16 protein-coding genes and 2 pseudogenes are annotated in these 17,455 nt (G+C 69.1%); 8 read left to right on the top strand and 10 right to left on the bottom strand.

Annotation, left to right across the window (positions count from 1 at the left end; translation table 11 throughout):
- Positions 1-54: 54 nt before the first annotated feature.
- Both AMK22_RS32250 and AMK22_RS41915 read left to right on the top strand, forming a co-directional pair.
- Positions 55-690, top strand: coding sequence for a DUF7003 family protein (locus AMK22_RS32250; RefSeq protein ID WP_199883367.1), 636 nt, complete (start codon positions 55-57; stop codon positions 688-690).
- Between the two features lie 27 nt (positions 691-717).
- Positions 718-1,068: pseudogene (locus AMK22_RS41915) on the top strand (hypothetical protein); the annotation flags it as partial.
- A 221-nt stretch (positions 1,069-1,289) separates the two neighbouring features.
- Here AMK22_RS41915 and AMK22_RS41390 read toward each other — a convergent pair.
- From AMK22_RS41390 to AMK22_RS32275, 4 genes are all read right to left on the bottom strand, one after another.
- Positions 1,290-2,588, bottom strand: a complete 1,299-nt coding sequence (locus AMK22_RS41390) for an MFS transporter (RefSeq protein ID WP_242434238.1) — start codon at positions 2,586-2,588, stop codon at positions 1,290-1,292.
- Complete coding sequence (locus tag AMK22_RS32265; protein ID WP_073790894.1) at positions 2,585-3,670, bottom strand: sugar phosphate isomerase/epimerase family protein; 1,086 nt, start codon at positions 3,668-3,670, stop codon at positions 2,585-2,587. Before AMK22_RS32265 ends, AMK22_RS41390 begins: the two co-directional genes overlap by 4 nt.
- 133 nt (positions 3,671-3,803) lie before the next feature.
- A complete protein-coding gene (pdxR, locus tag AMK22_RS32270) occupies positions 3,804-5,324 on the bottom strand; it encodes a MocR-like pyridoxine biosynthesis transcription factor PdxR (protein WP_199883368.1) in 1,521 nt (506 codons plus the stop codon).
- 243 nt (positions 5,325-5,567) lie between these two features.
- Entirely contained in the window at positions 5,568-6,020 is a 453-nt protein-coding gene (locus AMK22_RS32275) for an Lrp/AsnC family transcriptional regulator (RefSeq protein WP_073790898.1), read from the bottom strand.
- 111 nt (positions 6,021-6,131) lie between these two features.
- Here AMK22_RS32275 and AMK22_RS32280 point away from each other — a divergent pair, with 111 nt between their 5' ends.
- Positions 6,132-6,851, top strand: a complete 720-nt coding sequence (locus AMK22_RS32280; protein WP_338014202.1) for a LysE family translocator — start codon at positions 6,132-6,134, stop codon at positions 6,849-6,851.
- Here the strand turns inward: AMK22_RS32280 and AMK22_RS32285 are convergent.
- Together AMK22_RS32285 and AMK22_RS32290 are read right to left on the bottom strand one after the other, a co-directional pair.
- Positions 6,801-7,841 carry a glycosyltransferase gene (locus tag AMK22_RS32285; RefSeq protein ID WP_242434239.1) on the bottom strand — a complete coding sequence of 347 codons (1,041 nt, stop codon included), beginning with the start codon at positions 7,839-7,841 and terminating at the stop codon, positions 6,801-6,803. The two genes, AMK22_RS32280 and AMK22_RS32285, sit on opposite strands and share 51 nt — an antisense overlap.
- 827 nt (positions 7,842-8,668) lie before the next feature.
- A complete protein-coding gene (locus tag AMK22_RS32290; protein WP_073790900.1) occupies positions 8,669-9,874 on the bottom strand; it encodes a DUF418 domain-containing protein in 1,206 nt (401 codons plus the stop codon).
- Between the two features lie 264 nt (positions 9,875-10,138).
- On the opposite strand from AMK22_RS32290, the gene AMK22_RS32295 reads away from it, so the two are divergent.
- Together AMK22_RS32295 and AMK22_RS32300 are read left to right on the top strand one after the other, a co-directional pair.
- Complete coding sequence (locus AMK22_RS32295; RefSeq protein WP_073790977.1) at positions 10,139-10,804, top strand: response regulator; 666 nt, start codon at positions 10,139-10,141, stop codon at positions 10,802-10,804.
- Positions 10,801-11,922 (top strand): sensor histidine kinase, encoded by a 1,122-nt coding sequence (locus tag AMK22_RS32300; protein WP_073790902.1) that lies wholly within the window; start codon positions 10,801-10,803, stop codon positions 11,920-11,922. The genes AMK22_RS32295 and AMK22_RS32300 overlap by 4 nt, the downstream gene beginning before the upstream one ends.
- 266 nt (positions 11,923-12,188) lie before the next feature.
- Here AMK22_RS32300 and AMK22_RS42475 read toward each other — a convergent pair.
- A pseudogene (locus AMK22_RS42475) lies at positions 12,189-12,347 on the bottom strand (murein biosynthesis integral membrane protein MurJ); the annotation flags it as partial.
- Between the two features lie 53 nt (positions 12,348-12,400).
- On the opposite strand from AMK22_RS42475, the gene AMK22_RS32310 reads away from it, so the two are divergent.
- A complete protein-coding gene (locus AMK22_RS32310; RefSeq protein WP_073790905.1) occupies positions 12,401-12,598 on the top strand; it encodes a hypothetical protein in 198 nt (65 codons plus the stop codon).
- A 589-nt stretch (positions 12,599-13,187) separates the two neighbouring features.
- On the opposite strand, the gene AMK22_RS32320 is transcribed toward AMK22_RS32310, so the two are convergent.
- Together AMK22_RS32320 and AMK22_RS32325 are read right to left on the bottom strand one after the other, a co-directional pair.
- Complete coding sequence (locus AMK22_RS32320; protein WP_073790979.1) at positions 13,188-13,715, bottom strand: DUF1062 domain-containing protein; 528 nt, start codon at positions 13,713-13,715, stop codon at positions 13,188-13,190.
- A gap of 222 nt (positions 13,716-13,937) precedes the next feature.
- On the bottom strand, positions 13,938-14,168 hold the full coding sequence (locus tag AMK22_RS32325; protein ID WP_073790909.1) for a hypothetical protein: 231 nt from the start codon (positions 14,166-14,168) through the stop codon (positions 13,938-13,940).
- A 165-nt stretch (positions 14,169-14,333) separates the two neighbouring features.
- Between AMK22_RS32325 and AMK22_RS32330 the strand changes: the two genes are divergently transcribed.
- Positions 14,334-15,041: a DUF4097 family beta strand repeat-containing protein gene (locus tag AMK22_RS32330; RefSeq protein WP_206780481.1), complete on the top strand. Its 708-nt coding sequence runs from the start codon at positions 14,334-14,336 to the stop codon at positions 15,039-15,041.
- Between the two features lie 76 nt (positions 15,042-15,117).
- Positions 15,118-15,273, top strand: coding sequence for a hypothetical protein (locus tag AMK22_RS32335; protein ID WP_199883370.1), 156 nt, complete (start codon positions 15,118-15,120; stop codon positions 15,271-15,273).
- A 26-nt stretch (positions 15,274-15,299) separates the two neighbouring features.
- Here the strand turns inward: AMK22_RS32335 and AMK22_RS32340 are convergent, their stop codons facing one another.
- Positions 15,300-17,429 carry a WD40 repeat domain-containing serine/threonine protein kinase gene (locus AMK22_RS32340; RefSeq protein WP_073790914.1) on the bottom strand — a complete coding sequence of 710 codons (2,130 nt, stop codon included), beginning with the start codon at positions 17,427-17,429 and terminating at the stop codon, positions 15,300-15,302.
- Between the last annotated feature and the right edge of the window lie 26 nt (positions 17,430-17,455).

Genomic DNA, 17,455 nt, shown 5'->3' on the forward strand with positions numbered 1-17,455 from the left:
TCTAAACGAAGTGAGGCAACAAGCTCCACAGCCAGCCCTGGTAGCGTCCGCGATGTGATCGAAGCGAACGATATTCTCACCCAACTCGACAAATGCGCCGCCGAGTTCAAGCTTCCTCATCCCGACAACGGATACTTCTACGCAGTGGATGTGCGGATGCACCTCTACCGTGACCCGGGGCGCTGGGCCCTGATCATCGAGACCGTCGGATACAACCCGCGCATGGGCAACCTCGTCAATGTAGTGGGCACCTACGGGAATTGCCTGATCACTGGTGAACCGGGCTGGGAGAACGAGAGCTTCCACGATCGCGTCGAGAACATGGAGGAGATCGACGATCAGGAGACCTACGCGGGCGGTATTCCCATGGTTGTCAGGGGCCGAACGCCGGCCGTGGAGGCGGAGCCTGGCGAGCCGCTCGAAGTCGTGTTCCGCAGGCTGGTGCCGGAGTACCGGGATCTGATCCTTGCCGATGAAGCCGAAACGCAGTCAAGGATTCCCGGGGACCTGCCGAAGGTTCTGCAACTGGAGGAATGGCACCAGCCGGAGGATATCGAGACACTTCCCAGCACGAGTGAGACCTACCAGCAGATCGCGGAAGTCCTGGCATCTGGTGACGTCGGGCGCTACCGACCGAGCCTTTCACCCAATACCCACTGGTCCAACTGGCCGGACTCCGGAACTCTGTGACCGGTCGCCGTGGGTTCGGCCCGCAACGTGGCACGACGGGCGTCGAGCGAGTGTGATCGTGTCCGACGGGGGCGGAATGTACTCCCTTACCGCCGCGGTACCGAAAGGAGTGGGCGGGCGGACATCGAACAGGCGGGCCGCCCGCACAGAACCCGCCCCACCGGGAACGTCCTCGCCCAGGTCGAGGACATCCTTGCCGCAGCCGCAGCCGCGGCCGCGCCCGAGCTCGCCGGGCACGTGCAGGCCGTGAAGTTCGGCGCAGACACCGGCCGCCTGGACATCGCCCCCGACACTCCTGCGTACGGCACCAAGCTGCGCTGGAGCACCCCGAAGCTGATCGAAGCGGCCAACACGCAGGTCCCCGGCGCGAACATCCGCACCCTGCAGGTCCTGCCGCCCACCCCGCGAGGGGCAGCCGTCCGATCCCGTGAGCCGCCGCACCGGCCAGCAACGCGCGCCCGCCTCCGCGTGAAGTCCGCTGCCCAGGCGCTCGTGTGCCACGAAAGCTTCGACCGCCAGTCCCGCGCGGGCCGACGTGAGGGCACCGGCAGGCCGTTGGGGCCGGCTGGTGCGACGGGCGACCATCGCGCGGAGCGGGCTCAGCCCTCCCGTACGGCGGCGGTACGATGCGCGCGAGCCACACGCGCCAGGCCGGTTGCGACTCCCGCACCCACCAGTGCGAGTGCGGCCATCAGGATGAACACGAAGTGGTACCCCGCCGCACCCGGGTTGGCATCGAGGATCGCGCCGTATACGAGGAAGGCGAACATCCCGGGGGCGTAACCGACGAGGCAGGCGATGCCGAATGCGGTGCCGCTGACCTGGTTGGGGATGCCGACCTCGTCCATGGGCGCCCAGAACACACCGCGCATCGTGAAGATGATCAGTGAGAACAGCAGGCAGGCGGCCATCGCGGGTATCTGGTTCTGCCCACCGGCCGGCAGCAGCAGGATGATCGCAGCGATGGGGATCAGGCACACGAACGCGAGACGGAGGTACCTGCTGGCCCCCTTGAAGACCTTGTCGACGAGTACGCCGCCGAGCGGGCCGCCGAAGATCTTGAGGCCGTACTGGTTGATGATGCCGTAGGCGCCGGCGAGGGCGGCCGGCAGTCCGTACACGTACGTGAGGTAGGGGATGAAGTAGGTCAGACCGCAGTACACGACGTACGTCATGAACACGGTTGCACTGACCCACCACAGCTGTGGCAGCCGGGCGGCATGCAGGATCTCGCTGAGGCCGACGCGCTTCTTCTTCGGCGTATCCACGGGGGACTCGGGGCCCTGGTCACGCAGCAGGAAGAACAGGAGCACGCCGAGGGCGATGTCGATCAGCGCGTAGAAGGCGATCGCGGCACGCAAGCCGGCGGCGCCCGAGCCGAGCAGGGCGAAGACGCCGAGGGCCGAGAAGGCAACCAGTGTGTCGACGACGCCGCGACCGCCCTCGAGGAAGCCGAACAGCCGTCCCTGTTCTTCCGGCCCACCCAGGCGACGGGTGCTCTTGAGCAGTGCCGGCCAGATCAGGCAGTCGGAGCAGACGGCCAGCATCGCGAAGATCGGCACCAGCTGCCCGTACCCGGGGAACGTGCTCATATAGAGCCCGAGCCCGCCCGCGCCGATCAGGCCGAGCGGAATCAGGATGCGGGTCGAGAACCGGTCAGCCAGGTACCCTCCGACCACGAACAGTGCTGTCGCAACGAACGAGTTCACGCTCAGTAGCGCACCGATTTCGGTGTTGCTCAGCCCCATCTGCTGCTGCATCGGGACGTAGAAGACGTCCTTGATGTTGGCGAGCTTGTAGATGGTGCCGCCCGCCATCACGAGGACCGCGAAGCGCGCCCATTTGGCCTTGTCGAACCCGGTCTTGGCCGGCGCGGGCTTCATCATGGTGTTCGTCACCGCGCACCTGCCCGGGCGTCGGCGGCGGTCAGGCGAGCCGCGGCGAGTTCGCGCATCCGGGCGAGCAGCCCGCGCACGTGGACGACCTGGTCGACGGCCCAGGTGGGCTCGGCGACGAGCAGGTCGCTCAGCGTCCATCCTTCGGGAAGGCCCGTGGTGCTCAGTTCCCGGTAGGGGATGAAGGGGTCGTCGCCTTCGCTGTTCTGGCGGAAGGCGGGCGCGTAGTACAGGTTCTCCTGTTCGAGCGCGAAGGTGATGACCTGCGGCTCGTCGTCGCCGAGCATGAGCAGGTCGAACAACATTCGCGCCCCGGGCAGGTCGTCCTCCGGGCTGCCCTGCAGCACGCCGCGGTGGCCGAACCCGTCGCCCTCAGGAAGGACGTGCACGCCCTTCAGGTGCACTTGCAGGATATGCGGCGCCAGCTGGGTCAGGGCGTCCAGCGGCCGTTCGCACGCGTTGATCATGTTGCCGAAGTCGAACATCGCGTGCAGGCGGGGGTGGCCGACGGTGCGCAGCAGCTGAGCGATCTCGCCGGAGCGGAGTTCTTCGTGCTGCTCGAACGAGAAGTGCAGGCCGTGTATGTCGGCGAGGTCGCCGAGGCGGCGCAGGTCGTCCTCGATGCGCGACAGCACCTGCGACAGCTGCCCTTCGTATCGGGAGTAGACGCGAATGTGCTGGACGCCGAGGATGCCGGCGATCCGGACGGCCTCGTCCACGGGTTCGTGCTCGGTCGTGCTGATCTCGATGTGCAAGGCCAGGCCGTAGCCGCGGGCACGGGTTGCGAAGGCCCGAAGCTGGTCATCGTTCATTCGGCTCAGGCTGCGCTCCTCGCCGTCGAGGACGTGGATGCAGACGCCGGCCAGATCGTGCGCTCGTGCGAAGTCGAGGACGTCGTCGGGGCCGTAGGCGCCGTAGGTGAGGTTGGAGAGCAGGGCGTACGCATGACCGAAGAGCCGGACCCGGTCGATCCGGTCGATCAGCACCCGTGCGCGCTCGGCCGTCAGGTCGGGGATCTGTTCGATCTCGACTGCGGTGAGGTTCGGACTCAGGAGCGCTCGGAACTGCGCATCGAGGTGGGGCATCGTTGTCTCCTCAGAAAGCGGATCGCGACCGTGCGTCGCCTCCACCCCCTCTTCCTAACAACGCAATGGATGGCACGTTAGAGCCATTGACGGCCCAGTTCTACAGACCAATTCGGCGGGCCCACCTCTCGGGCTACGCCTCGGCAGCTCCGCCGGGTTCGAGCCGTTCAAACGCCTCTGCCATCCGCGCTACGGCACGCGCCATGTGCTCGGCTGCGGTGCCCGCGAACCCGATCAGCAGCGCGGGCGGCAGCCGGCGCTCCACGCGATACTCCCCCAGTGGATACGTGAAGACACCCTGCCGGGCGAGGCCACGCGCGCAGTCGATGTCGTTGACGGATGCCTCGAGCCACCCCATCACGTGGAGCCCGGCGGCGACCGGCCCCGCCGTCAGCCGGTGCGCAAGCTGCGTATCGAGCTGTTCGAGCAGGGCGTCCTGGCGGGCGGCGTACAGTCGGCGCGTGCGCCGGAGGTGGGTGTGCAGGTGCCCTTCGGCGAGGAAGTCGGCGAGCGCCGCCTGCATCACGGTCGCGGGGGTGCGACCGATCACCGAGCAGGCCGACGTGAACGGCTCGACGAGGTCGTGGGGCAGCACGGCGTACCCCAGTCGCAGCGACGGCGCCAGCACTTTGCTGAATGTGCCGACGTAGACGACGCGTCGCGCTTGGTCGAGTCCGAACAGCGGGGGCAGCAGCGTGCCGTGATAGCGAAGCTCGCTGTCGCAGTCGTCCTCGACGATCCAGCTCCCGTGCGCCTGAGCCCACGCGATCCACTCTCCGCGCCGCGCCGGACTCATGACCGTGCCCAGAGGATGCTGCCGGGACGGCGTGAGGTAGGCGAGGCGTGCCGATGGGTCGCCTACTGCCGCCACCGCGCCCGCGTCGTCGACCGGCACGCCCTTGACGTGGCATCCCTGCGATTGGAACGCGAGCCTTCCGGAGATGTGACCGGGGTCTTCGACGAGCACCGTGTCGGCGGTGTCGAGCAGCAGCACCGCGAGGACATTGAATGCCTGTTGGGCACCGGACGTCACCACGATCTGCTCGGTGCTGCAGCCAAGGCCCCGCACGTCGTTGAGGTAGTCGGCGATCGCCTGGCGCAGTGGCTCGTACCCGTGCGGGTCGCCGTACCCGAGGGCGGCTGCGTCGGTCCGCGCTGCGTGCCGCGCCAGCAGCCGCCGCCACACGCCGGCAGGGAACGAGGATGCCGCAACCTGGCTGGGGACGAACGACTCGATGTCTTTCGGATCCCACGAGTGCGGCGCCTCGCTGAACAGGCTGGCACCGCGTGCCGACATCGCTGCGCCGCGCTCGGACAGCTGCGGGCGCGCAACAGGCGCCGGTGCCATCGCGGCCGTCCAGAGTGCGTCCACATACGTGCCGTCCCCCTGGCGTGCACGCAGGAACCCCTCGGCCGTGAGCTGCTCGAACGCGGTGACCACGGTCAGCCGCGAGACGCCGAGCTCGGCGACGAGCGTCCGGGTCGAGGGCAATCGGGTTCCCGGAGGCAGCGTGCCATCGAGGATGAGGCCCCGCAGATGCCGATACAGCTGCAGGTGCAGCGGCAGGGCGCTACCGCGATCGAGCTCGACCGCGGCCAGCATCCGGCCCCCGGCACCTTTCATGATGCGCGGGCGCGCCGGCGGGTCTGACATGCCCTCATCCTAATAGGGCTTGGTCAGGTCGACGTGGGTGTTGGTATGCCGCGGTGACAGGTGGGGGCAGGCGTCGGTCCATGTCGCGAGGATGGCCTGTAGCTCGTGGACGACGCGGTAGAGGCTCAGGCCGGCGCCATGCCTTCGGCGACGCCTCCGGGTCCTGAAAAGTCCGGGTTCATTGGACGCCCGCCGCCTGTCGGTGTTTGCCGACAGGGAGGGTGGCCGGGGGCGGGGGTGCGGTTATTCGGGCAGCGGTCTGTCCTGGACGACGTTTTTCATGACAAGGGTCGAAGTCAGGCGTTGGACGCCGGGGAGCCGGGCCAGCTGCTGGTCGTAGAGCTGCTGGAAGGCGGCGAGGTCGGCAGTTGCGACCCGCAGGAGGTAGTCGGGTTCGCCGAACAGGCGCTGTGCCTGGAGCACGTGCGGGACGGCGGCCACGGCCTCTTCGAACGCGGTGACGGTGTCGGGGGTCTCCCAGCGCAGGGTGGCGAAGACGAGGGCCTCAAAGTTCAGGCCGACGGCCGACGGGTCGACGACAGCGCGGTAGCCGCGGATGGCGCCCTCGCGTTCGAGGTCGCGCAGCCGACGATGGCAGGGCGAGACGCTGAGCCGCACGCGCGCGGCCAGCTCGGTGACCGTCAGGCGGCCGTCGAGCTGCAGCTCGGCAAGAATCTTCCGATCCATGGCATCCATGGAGAAGATTCTCCCCCACATCTCACGATCAGGAGGTAAAGACGCAAACACCTTCGGGCATATCCGGCCTAGCCTTCCCTCCAGAGCACGACATGTGAGAGGGAACCATCGATGGACACTACGACGCTGGCGGCCTTCCTGGCTGTGGACCTGCTGCTGGTGTTCACTCCGGGCGCGGACTGGGCCTACGCGATCTCCGCCGGACTGCGGGGACGCTCGGTCGTCCCAGCCGTCACAGGGCTGATCGTCGGGCACGCGGCCTATGCTCTGGTGGCCGTCGCGGGCCTGGCGGTGATCATGGCGAACTCCCCGGCCGCGCTCACCGCCCTGACCGTGGCGGGGGCCGGCTACCTGCTGTGGCTGGGCTGGGGCGTGCTGCGGCAGCCGGCCGTGCCGGCCGCCGCAGGAGAGAACGCGGACGCCTCCCGGCTGCAGGTCATGCTCAAGGGGGCCGGAATCAGCGGCCTGAACCCGAAGGCGCTCCTGCTGTACTTCTCGCTGTTCCCGCAGTTCATCGACCCTGCCACGGGCTGGACGGTCGCCGCGCAGACCGGGCTGCTCAGCACGATGCACCTGACCGCGTGCGCCGTCGTCCACCTCGCCGTCGGCGTCCTGGCCCGCACGGTCCTGAGCACCCGGCCCTCGGCCGCCCGGGTCGTCACCCGCGCCCCGGGCCTGGCCGGGCATGTCACGGTCGTCGGCCACGTCGCCGACTCCGGCCGGCGCACCTGCGCTCGCGCGGAGAACACCCTTCCTGAAACCGGAACCCAGAGTCGTCAGTCAAACCAGGTCATAACCTTTCCGTTGTTCCATGAGGTCGAGCGGTGGTAGTTGGGACAGTTCGGCGTCGGCGGTGCGCATGGCGGCGGCGTACTGCGGGGTGCCGAGCACGGCCGTGACGGCTTCGGCGATCTCGACGCGCGTCGCCGTGAGGTCCAGCGCGCGCCCGAGGCCGCGCCGGGCGAACGCGGCGGCGTTGTCGGGCTGGTCGGCGAGAACGCCCATGACCAAGACGGGCGTTGCGCCCTGCACCGCGTCGAGCAGGGATGCCCGGCCGCCGTGCGTGACGAACAGGTCGGCGTGGCGCAGGAGCGCGGGTTGTGGGACGTGCTCGACGACCTTGATGCGGGGTTCGGTGCTCCGCAGGTGCTCCGCGAGGTTGCCCGCGGACACGATCGCGTCGCAGTCGATTGCGGAGAGCGCGGCCATGATCTCCCGGTATGCGCTCCCCACGACGGTACGCAGATCGGTCATTGCGGTGGTCAAGGTGCCGAGGCTCACGTAGACGAGCGGACGGGAGGAGGAAGAGCGGGCCGGCCACCTGGGCAGGACGGTTCGGAATTCGGCGACGGTGCGTCGGACCGCGCGTGCCGAGAGCGGCGGAGCCGGGTAGAACCACGCGACCGGCGCGGGGGTGACCATCGGAGGAAGCACGGGCGTGTCCTGCTCGTACTGTTTGTAGAGGGGAAGCAGCGCGGGCGCGATGTTGGTGTCCCAGAGGTCCAGGAGCACCGGTCCAAGGCCGTTGTCCGCTGCGAGCAGGGGCAGCCCCAAGACCTTGGCCGCGAGGTGCGCGCCGAGGTCGCTGCACTCGGCGATCACCAGATCGGGCCGTGCCCGTGTCCACGCGATGAGCAGGTCACGGGTCTTCGCCTCGGCTTGTTCCGGCCAGAGATGGCCGAAGACGTACCGGTTGAAGTGCGCGTTCCCCAAGCCGGTCCAGATCTCGCTCGCCGTCTGCTGAACGAGGGGATCGCAGGTCCAGTTCGTTCCGGCGCCGTGGAACTGCACCCCGCGCCGCCGGGCTTCGCGACGGAACATGACGGGGGCGTGGAGCGTGACGTGGTGGCCCTGCTCAAGGGCCGGGCGGATGACGTAATCCAGCGCGGATACATGCGAGGGTATCGGCTCAGCGGTAATCCCTATGCGTAAGGCCACGGACACTCCAGAGTCTTCGTCGATGCAGGACGTGGTGATCTGATCACGTCGCAACCAATTGCTCTCACCCGGTCGCCAGTTGTCGCCCTGGTCGTTGCCCGTGTCGCCGCAGGCCGCGCGGGCGCGGGTGTTCCCCTGCGACGGTGGGCTGAGGGCTGTGACCGGGAAGGTGTGCCGGGCGTCGCGAACCGGCGAACCTTCCCCATCACAGCACCAGCTCGAATGGGTCGGACTACCCGAGCCTGCGCGACGGCCTTCCCAGTCGCCACAAAAGCTGGAAAGTTCGGGAAGACGGAATGCGAAAACCGCTTCTGACCAGCAGAAATGCGATATGTCTGGAACGCTGGAACGGGACGCCGTACGACAGCAGGTCGCTCGCCGAGGGCCTCCACCCGCCTACGTGCTCCAACCCGCCGAAGAGACGGCCAAGACACCTCACGTTGCTATGCCGTCAAGTCGCGGGCCCTCTGGCCGCGTAGCGTGACCTGCCTGTTCGAACGGGCGGGGTGGAACGTTGGTCGACGTGGTGCGCGTGATGGAGGCGCTGGCCGAGCAAGGCGTCACGGTGCTGTTCGAGGCACATGCGGAACACATGCGGGACGGAGTCGGACCGTGTGTCCGCAAGGAAGGCGCCGCCCCGGCAGTCGTCACCGACACCGGCAACCACCGCGCAGGGACAGCTTCGGTCGGCGCGGGATGGGGAGTGCGGATCAGCGGATCAGCTCGGCGGGTTCGGTGGCCTTGCCCAGCAGCCATTCCAGCGGTCCGCGCCGGAAGCGGCGGGACCAGAACGTGGCAAGGACGGTCACGGCCACGATGAAGCCCAGCAGCACGTGCAGCGGGGATCCGGGCAACTCCTCGATGCCGAGGGCGCGGATGCCGACGACGTGGAAGACGTATGCCGTCAGCGACATCGAACCGACGGCGATGACCGGGCGGGCAAGACGGTGGAAGCGCGGGAAGGCGTCGACGGCAGCGAGGCAGCCGGTCAGGATCGCGATCGCGACACCGGTATTGGCCAGGATCGACAGGGTGGTCTCGCTGTGGGGAGAGGCAACAAGGAGATCGGCCGTGGTGTTGCCGCTGGGATAACCCCAGGTGTCGGACCACCAGGCCGACGCGGTCGACCCACCATTGCTCCAGTCGGACTGACCGAGCGCCGTCAGCGCGCCGGGGACCAGGTGCAGGGCCAGGAACGAGCCGCCGTACCCAAGGACGGCCAGACCGACACCGGCGAGCGCGAGTCGTACGCGCACGGCGGTGGCGGCGAGGTCGAGGCGGGCCACGGCCATGCCGGCGATGACGAAGGGGAGCCAGGTCAGAGCCGGGTAGCTGCCGGCGAAAAGCAGGGACAGGAGGCCGTCGGCGTTCGTCGGCCAGGTCCAGATGCCTCCCACTTCGGCGTCGATGAAGGCGTACTGGCCGATGTACAGGATCTGCGGCAGGACCAGGGCGCTCGCCATGGCGGTGATCGCCAGGGGACGGGTGGCAAGCCGGTGCAGGGGCAGGACGAGCAGGAAGTACAGGCCGTAGTAGGCGAGGATCACCTCCACCGGGGTACCGCTCATGGTGAGCGCGGTGCCCAGGACCAGCAGCACCAGGGCCCTGATGACCACCTTGGCGACCGCCTGGCGGCCTGCACGGCCCGTCTTCGGGGTGCGGCGGCCGGTGATGAGCATGATCGAGAAACCGGCCAGGAAGGCGAAGAGTGCAGAGGCACGGCCGTGCGTCAACTCCATGAGGTGGCCGGTGACCCCGCCCTGGGCGGGGTCCGGGCCGACATGCGCGGCGTACATGCCGAAGACGGCGAGGCCCCGGGCAAGGTCCACCCCGATCAGGCGTCCGGCCGAGGAGCGTACGGTCTCTGATGCCGTGGCCGGCGGCGCGAGCGACGTCCGGTCTGCGTTCTGGGTCATGGTTCCAGACTTGAGAACGGCCCGGGCACGGGGTATCCGGCAGGTGTCCGGTCCGCCCCCGCCGCCGGGCGGCCGCGCTCCCCCGTACGGTTGGGCCGTATCCCCCAAAGGGCGGGTGCTGCTTACCCGGCCGCTTTACAGGGCGCTTTTGGTTCTACGGTCGCCATGGTGACAATCGACACCACTGTGCGGCTCCCGCGACCGCATGGATTTCAAAGACGACATGGACGACTACAGCAGGGCGGAACGCACGTGATCCGGGTGATGGTGGTCGACGACGAGGCCTTGGTGCGGTCCGGTTTCCGTCTCATCTTGAACGCAGCCGACGACATCGAGGTTGTCGCCACCACTCCTGGTGCCGAGGCGGTCGATGTCGCACGGCGGGAGACGCCGGACGTCGTGCTTCTCGACATCCGCATGCCGGACGTGGACGGCCTGACCGTGCTGGGGCGGCTGCGTGCGCTGCCGGAGCCTCCGGTGGTGGCGATGCTGACAACGTTCGACGCCGACGAGTACGTCTTGACCGCGCTGCGTTCCGGTGCGGCAGGCTTCCTGCTGAAGGATACCGAGCCCGATCAACTCGCCCAGTTGGTACGGACGCTGGCGGTGGGCGGGGTGGTGATGTCACCGAAGGCGTCCCGGGCGGTCTGGCAGAGCCACCCGGGGGCCGCAGCCGCCGACCAGGAGGAGGCCGGCCGCGTCGGACGGCTCAGTGGCCGGGAGAGCGAGGTGCTCGTGCTGGTCGCTCAGGGGTTGTCCAACGCGGAGATCGGCGGCCGGATCCACCTCAGCGCGGGCACGGTGAAGGACCACGTCAGCGCGATCCTCGCCAAGTTGCGGGTGACCAGCCGGGTCCAGGCGGCGCTGCTCGCCCAGCGGGCCGGCCTGCTCGACGGCGACACTCGCCACCGCCCGGAACCGGGCCGATGACCGCGCCGAAGGCCTGGTGGGCACGCGTCCCCGCCCCAGTCGTCGACGTCGTCGTCGTTGCCGTCGCGGCCGCCGACGTGCTGCTCAGCCTGGAGGACGCGTCCGCCGCCGCTCAGTCCATGGCCGCGCTCGCCTGCGCCGCAATCGCAGCCCGCCGCCGTTTCCCACTCACGGTGTTCCTGCTCACGCTGCCCGCCAGCCTGATGCTGGACATTGTGTTCGCCCCCTTCGCGGCCCTGTTCACGCTGGCTGAGCGCTCCCGCAACCGTCGCCTGCTCACCACCTGCGCGGTACTGTTCGCGCTTGCCTCCGCTGCCCCCTGGCCTCTGGAAAACGTCTCCGCACACGAACACACCTGGACCGTCGTCTACTTCTTCTACCCCCTCGCCACCGCCGTCGCGCCCGTCCTGCTGGGCCAACTCGTCCAGGCCCGACGCGACTTGGCACTCCGGCTCGTCGAGATAGAGGGGGCCCGCGAACACGAACGCCTCCTGCACTCCCAAGCCGTCCTCGCCCGCGAACGCGCCCAGCTCGCCCGCGAGATGCACGACGTCGTCTCCCACCAGGTCAGCCTGATCGCCGTGCAGGCGGGCGCACTCCAAGTCGCCACCAGGGACCCGCACGCCAAGGAGGGCGCCCGCACCATCCGCTCCCTCAGCGTCGACACCCTGGACGAACTGCGCCACATGGTCACCCTGTTGCGCGCCTCGGGCGGCCACGCCACCGAGCTGACCCCCCAGCCAACCCTGGCCGACCTGCACAAGCTGATCACTACGAGCGGCATCGACACCGAACTGACCGGTGAGCTTCCCCATGACATCGGCACGCCCGTGCAGCGCGCGATCTACCGCACGGTCCAGGAAGCCCTCACCAACGTCCGCAAGCACGCACCCGGCGCCACCGCGACCGTATGCCTCCGCCACGAGCCCGGCGCCTTCGTCGTCACCGTTACGAACACACCCCCCACCCGTCCCGCCCTTCCCCTCCCCGGCTCCCACCAGGGCCTGATCGGTCTCAGAGAACGAGCCGAACTCCTGGGCGGCACCCTCGAAGCGGGCACGACCGGGAACGACGGGTACAGGGTGGCCCTACGCGTTCCGCCGAACGGAGATGCCTGATGGGCTGGACCTACTTGTCACCCGGCAACCGCTCCTACCTGCGGAAACGCAGAAGGCGGACCGCTTCCCTCTGCTCCTGCGGCCCGCGGTACGAACGTTCGCCGGTCGCCGCCGACCGCACAGGTTCCTGCAGGCTGCGGCCAACCCGACGGCCGCCATGGTGCGGCCGGTGCACCTGGCCGCCCGGCCGCGTACCGCGCAACCGCCCGCTGCCCGCTGCCCGCTGCCCGCGGAGGAGGCAGCGGGCAGCGGACGGTTGCGCATGGGTCAGGGGCGAACCCTCGGGCTCGAGCCGCACTGGGATCGGGGCGGGCCGCCACCAGGGATACCGTCACGATCGACTGCGGCAGCATCCAGATGGTCTGCGCGTAGGTGTAGGCCGAGTAGCCAGCGCCGGCCTGCGGCAGCTCCTGGTCGGCGGCATTGGGATCTGACCCTGTTCGATACCGAGGGTTCCGCCCCTCGCTACGGCGCCAAGGTGGTCGACCTGCTGGTCAGCCTCTGCTCCGGCTGCGGGTACCGCGAGGAGGAGACGCGCAAGTCGGTCTACGACACCCCCGAAGCCCGCCGCAGCTTCCTGAACGACCCCTACGACGGAGGGAAGCTCAAGCGCTGGGCGCAGGAGCACGCGGAGACGTGCCGCGCCGTCGCCCTCCCTTTCCAGCGCACCGCCTGACCCGGTCTGGCGGCTGCCTGATCCACCCGTGCCGTCCCTGTTCGGGCCGGGTGGTGAGGGAGAGTCGGACAGACGGTCCGGCGCGAGCTGCGCATCCGGCTCCTGCCCGTCCCGGCCCACCCCGCCCCTTCACCCTCTTCGAGATCAGGACTCTCCAGCATGTCCCGTCTGCTCCTCACCACCGAGCGCTTGGCCCTCTTCGGCACCCTGCTGGCCAGCTTCGGCGAGCTGCACCCTCTGTGCGACCCATGGGTCCAGGGCCCGAAGACGGCATCGCGGAAGCGCCTGTACGGCGAGGACCTGGTCCAGGCCGACGGCTCCCCCGCCGCGCCGGACTCCACCCGCCCGACCATGACCACCAGCACCCTCGGCCGCCGCGCGGTGGCCTGCCACGTCGCTTCTCTCGGGTTCGTCGCCTCGGCCAGGACGTGTGAGAACGAATTCCCCCTGGTAAAGGCGATGAAGCGGCCTGGGAATCGTCCGCGACATGTGTTGCGGACGGGCCTCCGCCCGGAGGGCCGGGGGTCCGTCGGGTCCAGGGGCCTGTCCGGCGGATCTTGCCGGACAGGCCCTTGGCCCTGGGGAGAGCTCAGCGCTTGAGCGTGAAGGTGAAGTCGCTGGAGAGCTTCCCGCTCAGCTGGACTGCCGAAACGAGTTTCCCCTCCGTGATCAGTCTCTCGACCTCGGCCCGCGAAAGACCGCAACCTTCAGCGATCAGTCGCACCGGCCGGACAGGAATCCGCGCCGCGAAACGGACCCAGACGTCGATCACCGCACGGTCCAGGTGATCCGATCCGCCAGTGTCGAGGCGCCAGGCGTTGTCCCAGTCGAGGGCGATGCGATTACGGCGCCGCACGACCGGATCCTGGAGCAGCTCAGCCGCCAGGCCAGGATCATTCTCATGCATCCGGTCCAGCAGCTCAGGCCGTACGGAGCGCACGTTCATCCGCTCCAGGACCGTGAGCTTTGCCGTGTCCCCGCAAGCGGTGCAGAGCACAAGGAGCCAGGCGTCGAGGAGCTTGTGGTTTGCGTTGACGCGAAATTTACCGTTCGCCCGGAAGCTCTCGGACGCGCACGCGTGGCAACGGCGGAGAACGGTCGGCAGGCAGGTGGGCATGACCACCCAGTTATTGAGCACAGAAGTACACCGGTTTCAGCGAGAAGTCCGCAGCAAAAAGCAGCGCGGCGCACATGCGCGACGCGCGACAGATCAGCTCTCAGGAGGTCTCACAGGGTGTACAACGGCATGTCCTTGCCCAGACGACTTGGTTCGGCAGCACGGTATTGGCGCACAGTGGCGCTCCTCCACTGGTTTTCGAGCGCCTCACCGCTAGTACGGTCAGCACGGGTGCGGTGCGTTGGTCTTGGCCATGAGCTCCCGGTTCGCGGCGCGGGCAGCGGCGAGGTCCTCGTCTCGTTCATCGAGTTCAGCGCGGAGGTCGAGGATCTGCTGTTCCAGCTCGGTGACCTGCCGGGTGAGCGTCTCGACGTCGGCGGGTGCGCCGCGGGGCAGTCGGGCGCAGCAGCCTCTGCCGGTGGAGCCCAGCAGTAAGTCAGGTGGTCTCCTCACGGTGGCTGTGGTCGCCGTGAGGGTCAGCCCAGTCCGGGCATTGGGGGGTTTTCCCCATCGTGGGCGGGACCGTGGCTGCGTAGAGTCGCAGTGACTGATCACGGCCCAACTCGCTCCACACGGGGGAACTTCATGCGACGCCTGCAGACGCGTCTCCTTGCAACAGTGGCTTTGGCTGCTCTCACCGTCGGCGGGCTCTCCGCGTGCTCGGTCCCCGACCAGAAGACGTTCGAGGACGATGCCAAGGTGCCCCAGAAGATCACCTCGATCCGTCTCGACAGCAGGAACGGCGGGGTGAAGGTGGACGCCTCGGCGGACATCTCAACGACCTCCGTGCACCGCAAGGTCAACTACCGTGGTGACAAGCCGAGCGGCACCTCGTTCAGCGTCGAGAACGGCGTCCTGACGCTCTCCGGCTGCGGCAAGAACTGCGGCGTCGACTACGTCGTCAAGGTGCCCGCCGGTCTTGCGGTGACGGGAGGCACGTCCAACGGCAGCCTCGCACTGAGCGATGTCGGCGTGGTCGACGTGCACACGAGCAACGGCGAGATCGCGGTGAACAAGGCGACGGGCCCGGTGAAGCTGCGCACGTCCAACGGTGACGTCCACGTCAAGGACGCCAAGGGCGGCGACATCGACACGCAGACGTCGAACGGCGAGGTGACGATCCGGACGGCCACCCCGCAGAACATCAAGGCCCGCACGACCAGCGGCAGCCTCACGGTCACGGCCCCGCCCGCCAGCTACCAGATCTCAGCGAGCGACTCCCACGGCGACAAGAAGGTGGCGTTCAAGAACGACCCATCGGGCAAGTACCGCTTGGATCTGTCGACAACGAACGGTGACTTGACTGTGGAGCCGGCAGGCCAGTGACCTTCAGCTGATCTCGTTGTCGAGGTGCCTGTTGTCGCTCCGCCCCCGTTCCGGTGAGCAAGTTCCGTCTCTGACCGTGCAGATCGCCCGGGCGAGCAACCCGGTGGGCACGACGGCGATATGGGTACGTGACCGCCTCGACGGACTGTGGCGCGACGAGGTCATCAGCGGGATCGACGCGATTCGCGTGGACGGCGGCTACGCGGGATGGGGGCGCCGCCCCCGAGGTTGAGCGGCGCCCGGCCGGCGCGGATCCGGTCAGGACGCCGGGGTCTTCCACAGGTACACGACACCGTCGGAGCTCGTCGTGGCGACCTGCGTGCCGTCGGGGCTGAATGCCAGGGTCCGGACGTTCCAGTGGTTGCCGACCAGCCGGTACGTCAGCTTGTTCTCGGCCATGTCCCAGAGCAGGACCACATCGCCGTCGAACACGGCGAGGGTGGAGCCGCGAGGGCTGTACTCCACGCTCTGGACCGGCACGCTGGTCGTCTCGTCGACGCTGCCCGTGGCACGGCCGTCGGACGCGTTCCACAGCTCGACCCTCCGGTTCTCGGCGGCGGTGGCGATGGTTTTGCCGTCGGCGCTGTACGAGACGCCGTAGATTTCCTCGGCGCGGAAGAGCTCCTTGCGCGCCTTGTGCCGGGCCACGTCCCAGAGCTGCACGGTCCATTCGGAACTGGAGCCCTGGTCGTGGGAGTAGCCCACGGTGGCCACAGTCCTGCCGTCCCGGCTGAACGCCACCTGCCGCGCCCACATGTCGTCGTCGAGAACGGCGACCCGTTTGCCCAGATCCGAGCCGGTCCTTGCGTGCCAGAGCTGCGCGCCGCCCTCGCTCGCGGTGGCCAGAAGCCGGCCGTCGGGACTGAACGCCAGACTGTCGAGGGAGTCCGAATCCTCGTCGGTCGTGGTGATGGAGGCGACTTGCCGCCGCCCGGCAACGTCCCACAGCGTGACGACGTTCCCGGCCGTTCCGGCGGCGAGCAGCCGACCGTCGGGACTGAAGGCGACCGTGGTCACCCCCACCGGGGTGTCGCCGGGCGCCGTCCGCGGGCCGAACCGCGCGCGCACCTTGCGCCCGGCCACGTCCCACAACCTCACCGTGCCGTCCCCGGCACCCGTCGCGAGGGTGGCGCCGTCGGGGCTGAACGCCACGCCTTCTGGCCCCTTGCCCCGGGGGTAGCCCCCGAGCGTGGCAGCCGGTTTCAACTCGGTGGGTGTGTCGCGGTCGGAGGAGTTGCCGGGCAGCAGCACGGCGACCAGTACGGTGACTACGGCCAGCACCCCGATGCCGCCCACCAGCGCGGGCACCGACATCGTCGGTGTTTCCGTGAGCGGTGCGGGCTGCGCCGGGTCGGGTCCGGTGGCGGCGTCCGGCGACTGCGCCGAACCCCCCTGCCCGGACCCGGGATTCCGCGCCTGCGGCGCCGCGGGCGCGGTGGCGGCGTTGTGGAAGTCCGGTGCAGGGTCGACAACGGTCCGCTGCGGCGGTACGGCGGGGTCCGGCCGGTCGGGGCCGCCGGTACGGCACAGGCGGATGACCTCGGCCAGGCCCGGCCGTTCCGCCGGATCCTTCGCCAGGCAGCGGGCGGCCACGGTCCGAACGGGCTCGGGGCAGCCCTCGAGATCCGGAGCCTGTTCGAGGATGCGGTACAGCACACTGTGCCCGGTGCCGCCGAACGCGGGTCGCGCTGTGGCAGCGTACGCGGCGATGGCGCCGAGCGCGAAGACGTCGACGGCCTCGGTGAGGCTCTCGCCCCTGATGTATTCGGGCGCCATGTAGCCGGGCGTCCCGGCCAGCATGCCCGTACTCGTCACCGATGTGACGTCCGCGGCCCGGGCGATCCCGAAGTCGATGACCTTGGGGCCGTCGGCGCTGAGGAGGATGTTGGAGGGCTTCAGATCGCGGTGGATCACCCCGGCCGCGTGGATGGACTGCAGTGCCTCGGCCACCTGTGCCGTCAGCGCCAGCACCGCCTCTACCGCCAGCGGCCCCCGCGCGGCCACCGCGTCGTGCAGGGCCGGCCCGGGGACGTACGCCGTGGCCAGCCACGGTTCGTCGGTGCTCAGATCCGCGTCGACGACCGGCACGGTGTAGAGGCCCTGCACCCGCCGGGCCGCGGACACCTCCTGCTCGAACCGCTTACGGAACGACGCGTCGGCCGCGTACTCGCGGTGCACGACCTTGACCGCCACCGCGCTGCCGGCCGGGGTGCGCGCCAGGTAGACCCGGCCCATGCCGCCCGAACCGAGCAGGCCCTCCAGCCGGTACGGGCCCGCGGTGACCGGATCGCCGGATCCCAGCGGGCGGACCGGCGGTGGATCGGCCGGCCACCCCGGGGCGCCGGCCAGGTGCGGAACCGCGCGCGGGCCGTGGTCCGGTTGGGACATGCCGACTGTCACCCCTAGCTGGTCGT

This window comes from Streptomyces sp. CB01580, from assembly GCF_001905795.1.
Lineage (GTDB): Bacteria > Actinomycetota > Actinomycetes > Streptomycetales > Streptomycetaceae > Streptomyces.

Coding starts and splice junctions, on each gene's coding strand:
- AMK22_RS32265 (WP_073790894.1), bottom strand. CDS start 3,670: ATGCCCCACCTCGATGCGCAGTTCCGAGCGCTCCTGAGTCCGAACCTC.
- pdxR (WP_199883368.1), bottom strand. CDS start 5,324: ATGTCAGACCCGCCGGCGCGCCCGCGCATCATGAAAGGTGCCGGGGGC.
- AMK22_RS32275 (WP_073790898.1), bottom strand. CDS start 6,020: ATGGATGCCATGGATCGGAAGATTCTTGCCGAGCTGCAGCTCGACGGC.
- AMK22_RS32280 (WP_338014202.1), top strand. CDS start 6,132: ATGGACACTACGACGCTGGCGGCCTTCCTGGCTGTGGACCTGCTGCTG.
- AMK22_RS32285 (WP_242434239.1), bottom strand. CDS start 7,841: ATGTTCCGTCGCGAAGCCCGGCGGCGCGGGGTGCAGTTCCACGGCGCC.
- AMK22_RS32290 (WP_073790900.1), bottom strand. CDS start 9,874: ATGACCCAGAACGCAGACCGGACGTCGCTCGCGCCGCCGGCCACGGCA.
- AMK22_RS32295 (WP_073790977.1), top strand. CDS start 10,139: ATGGTGGTCGACGACGAGGCCTTGGTGCGGTCCGGTTTCCGTCTCATC.
- AMK22_RS32300 (WP_073790902.1), top strand. CDS start 10,801: ATGACCGCGCCGAAGGCCTGGTGGGCACGCGTCCCCGCCCCAGTCGTC.
- AMK22_RS32320 (WP_073790979.1), bottom strand. CDS start 13,715: ATGCCCACCTGCCTGCCGACCGTTCTCCGCCGTTGCCACGCGTGCGCG.
- AMK22_RS32340 (WP_073790914.1), bottom strand. CDS start 17,429: ATGTCCCAACCGGACCACGGCCCGCGCGCGGTTCCGCACCTGGCCGGC.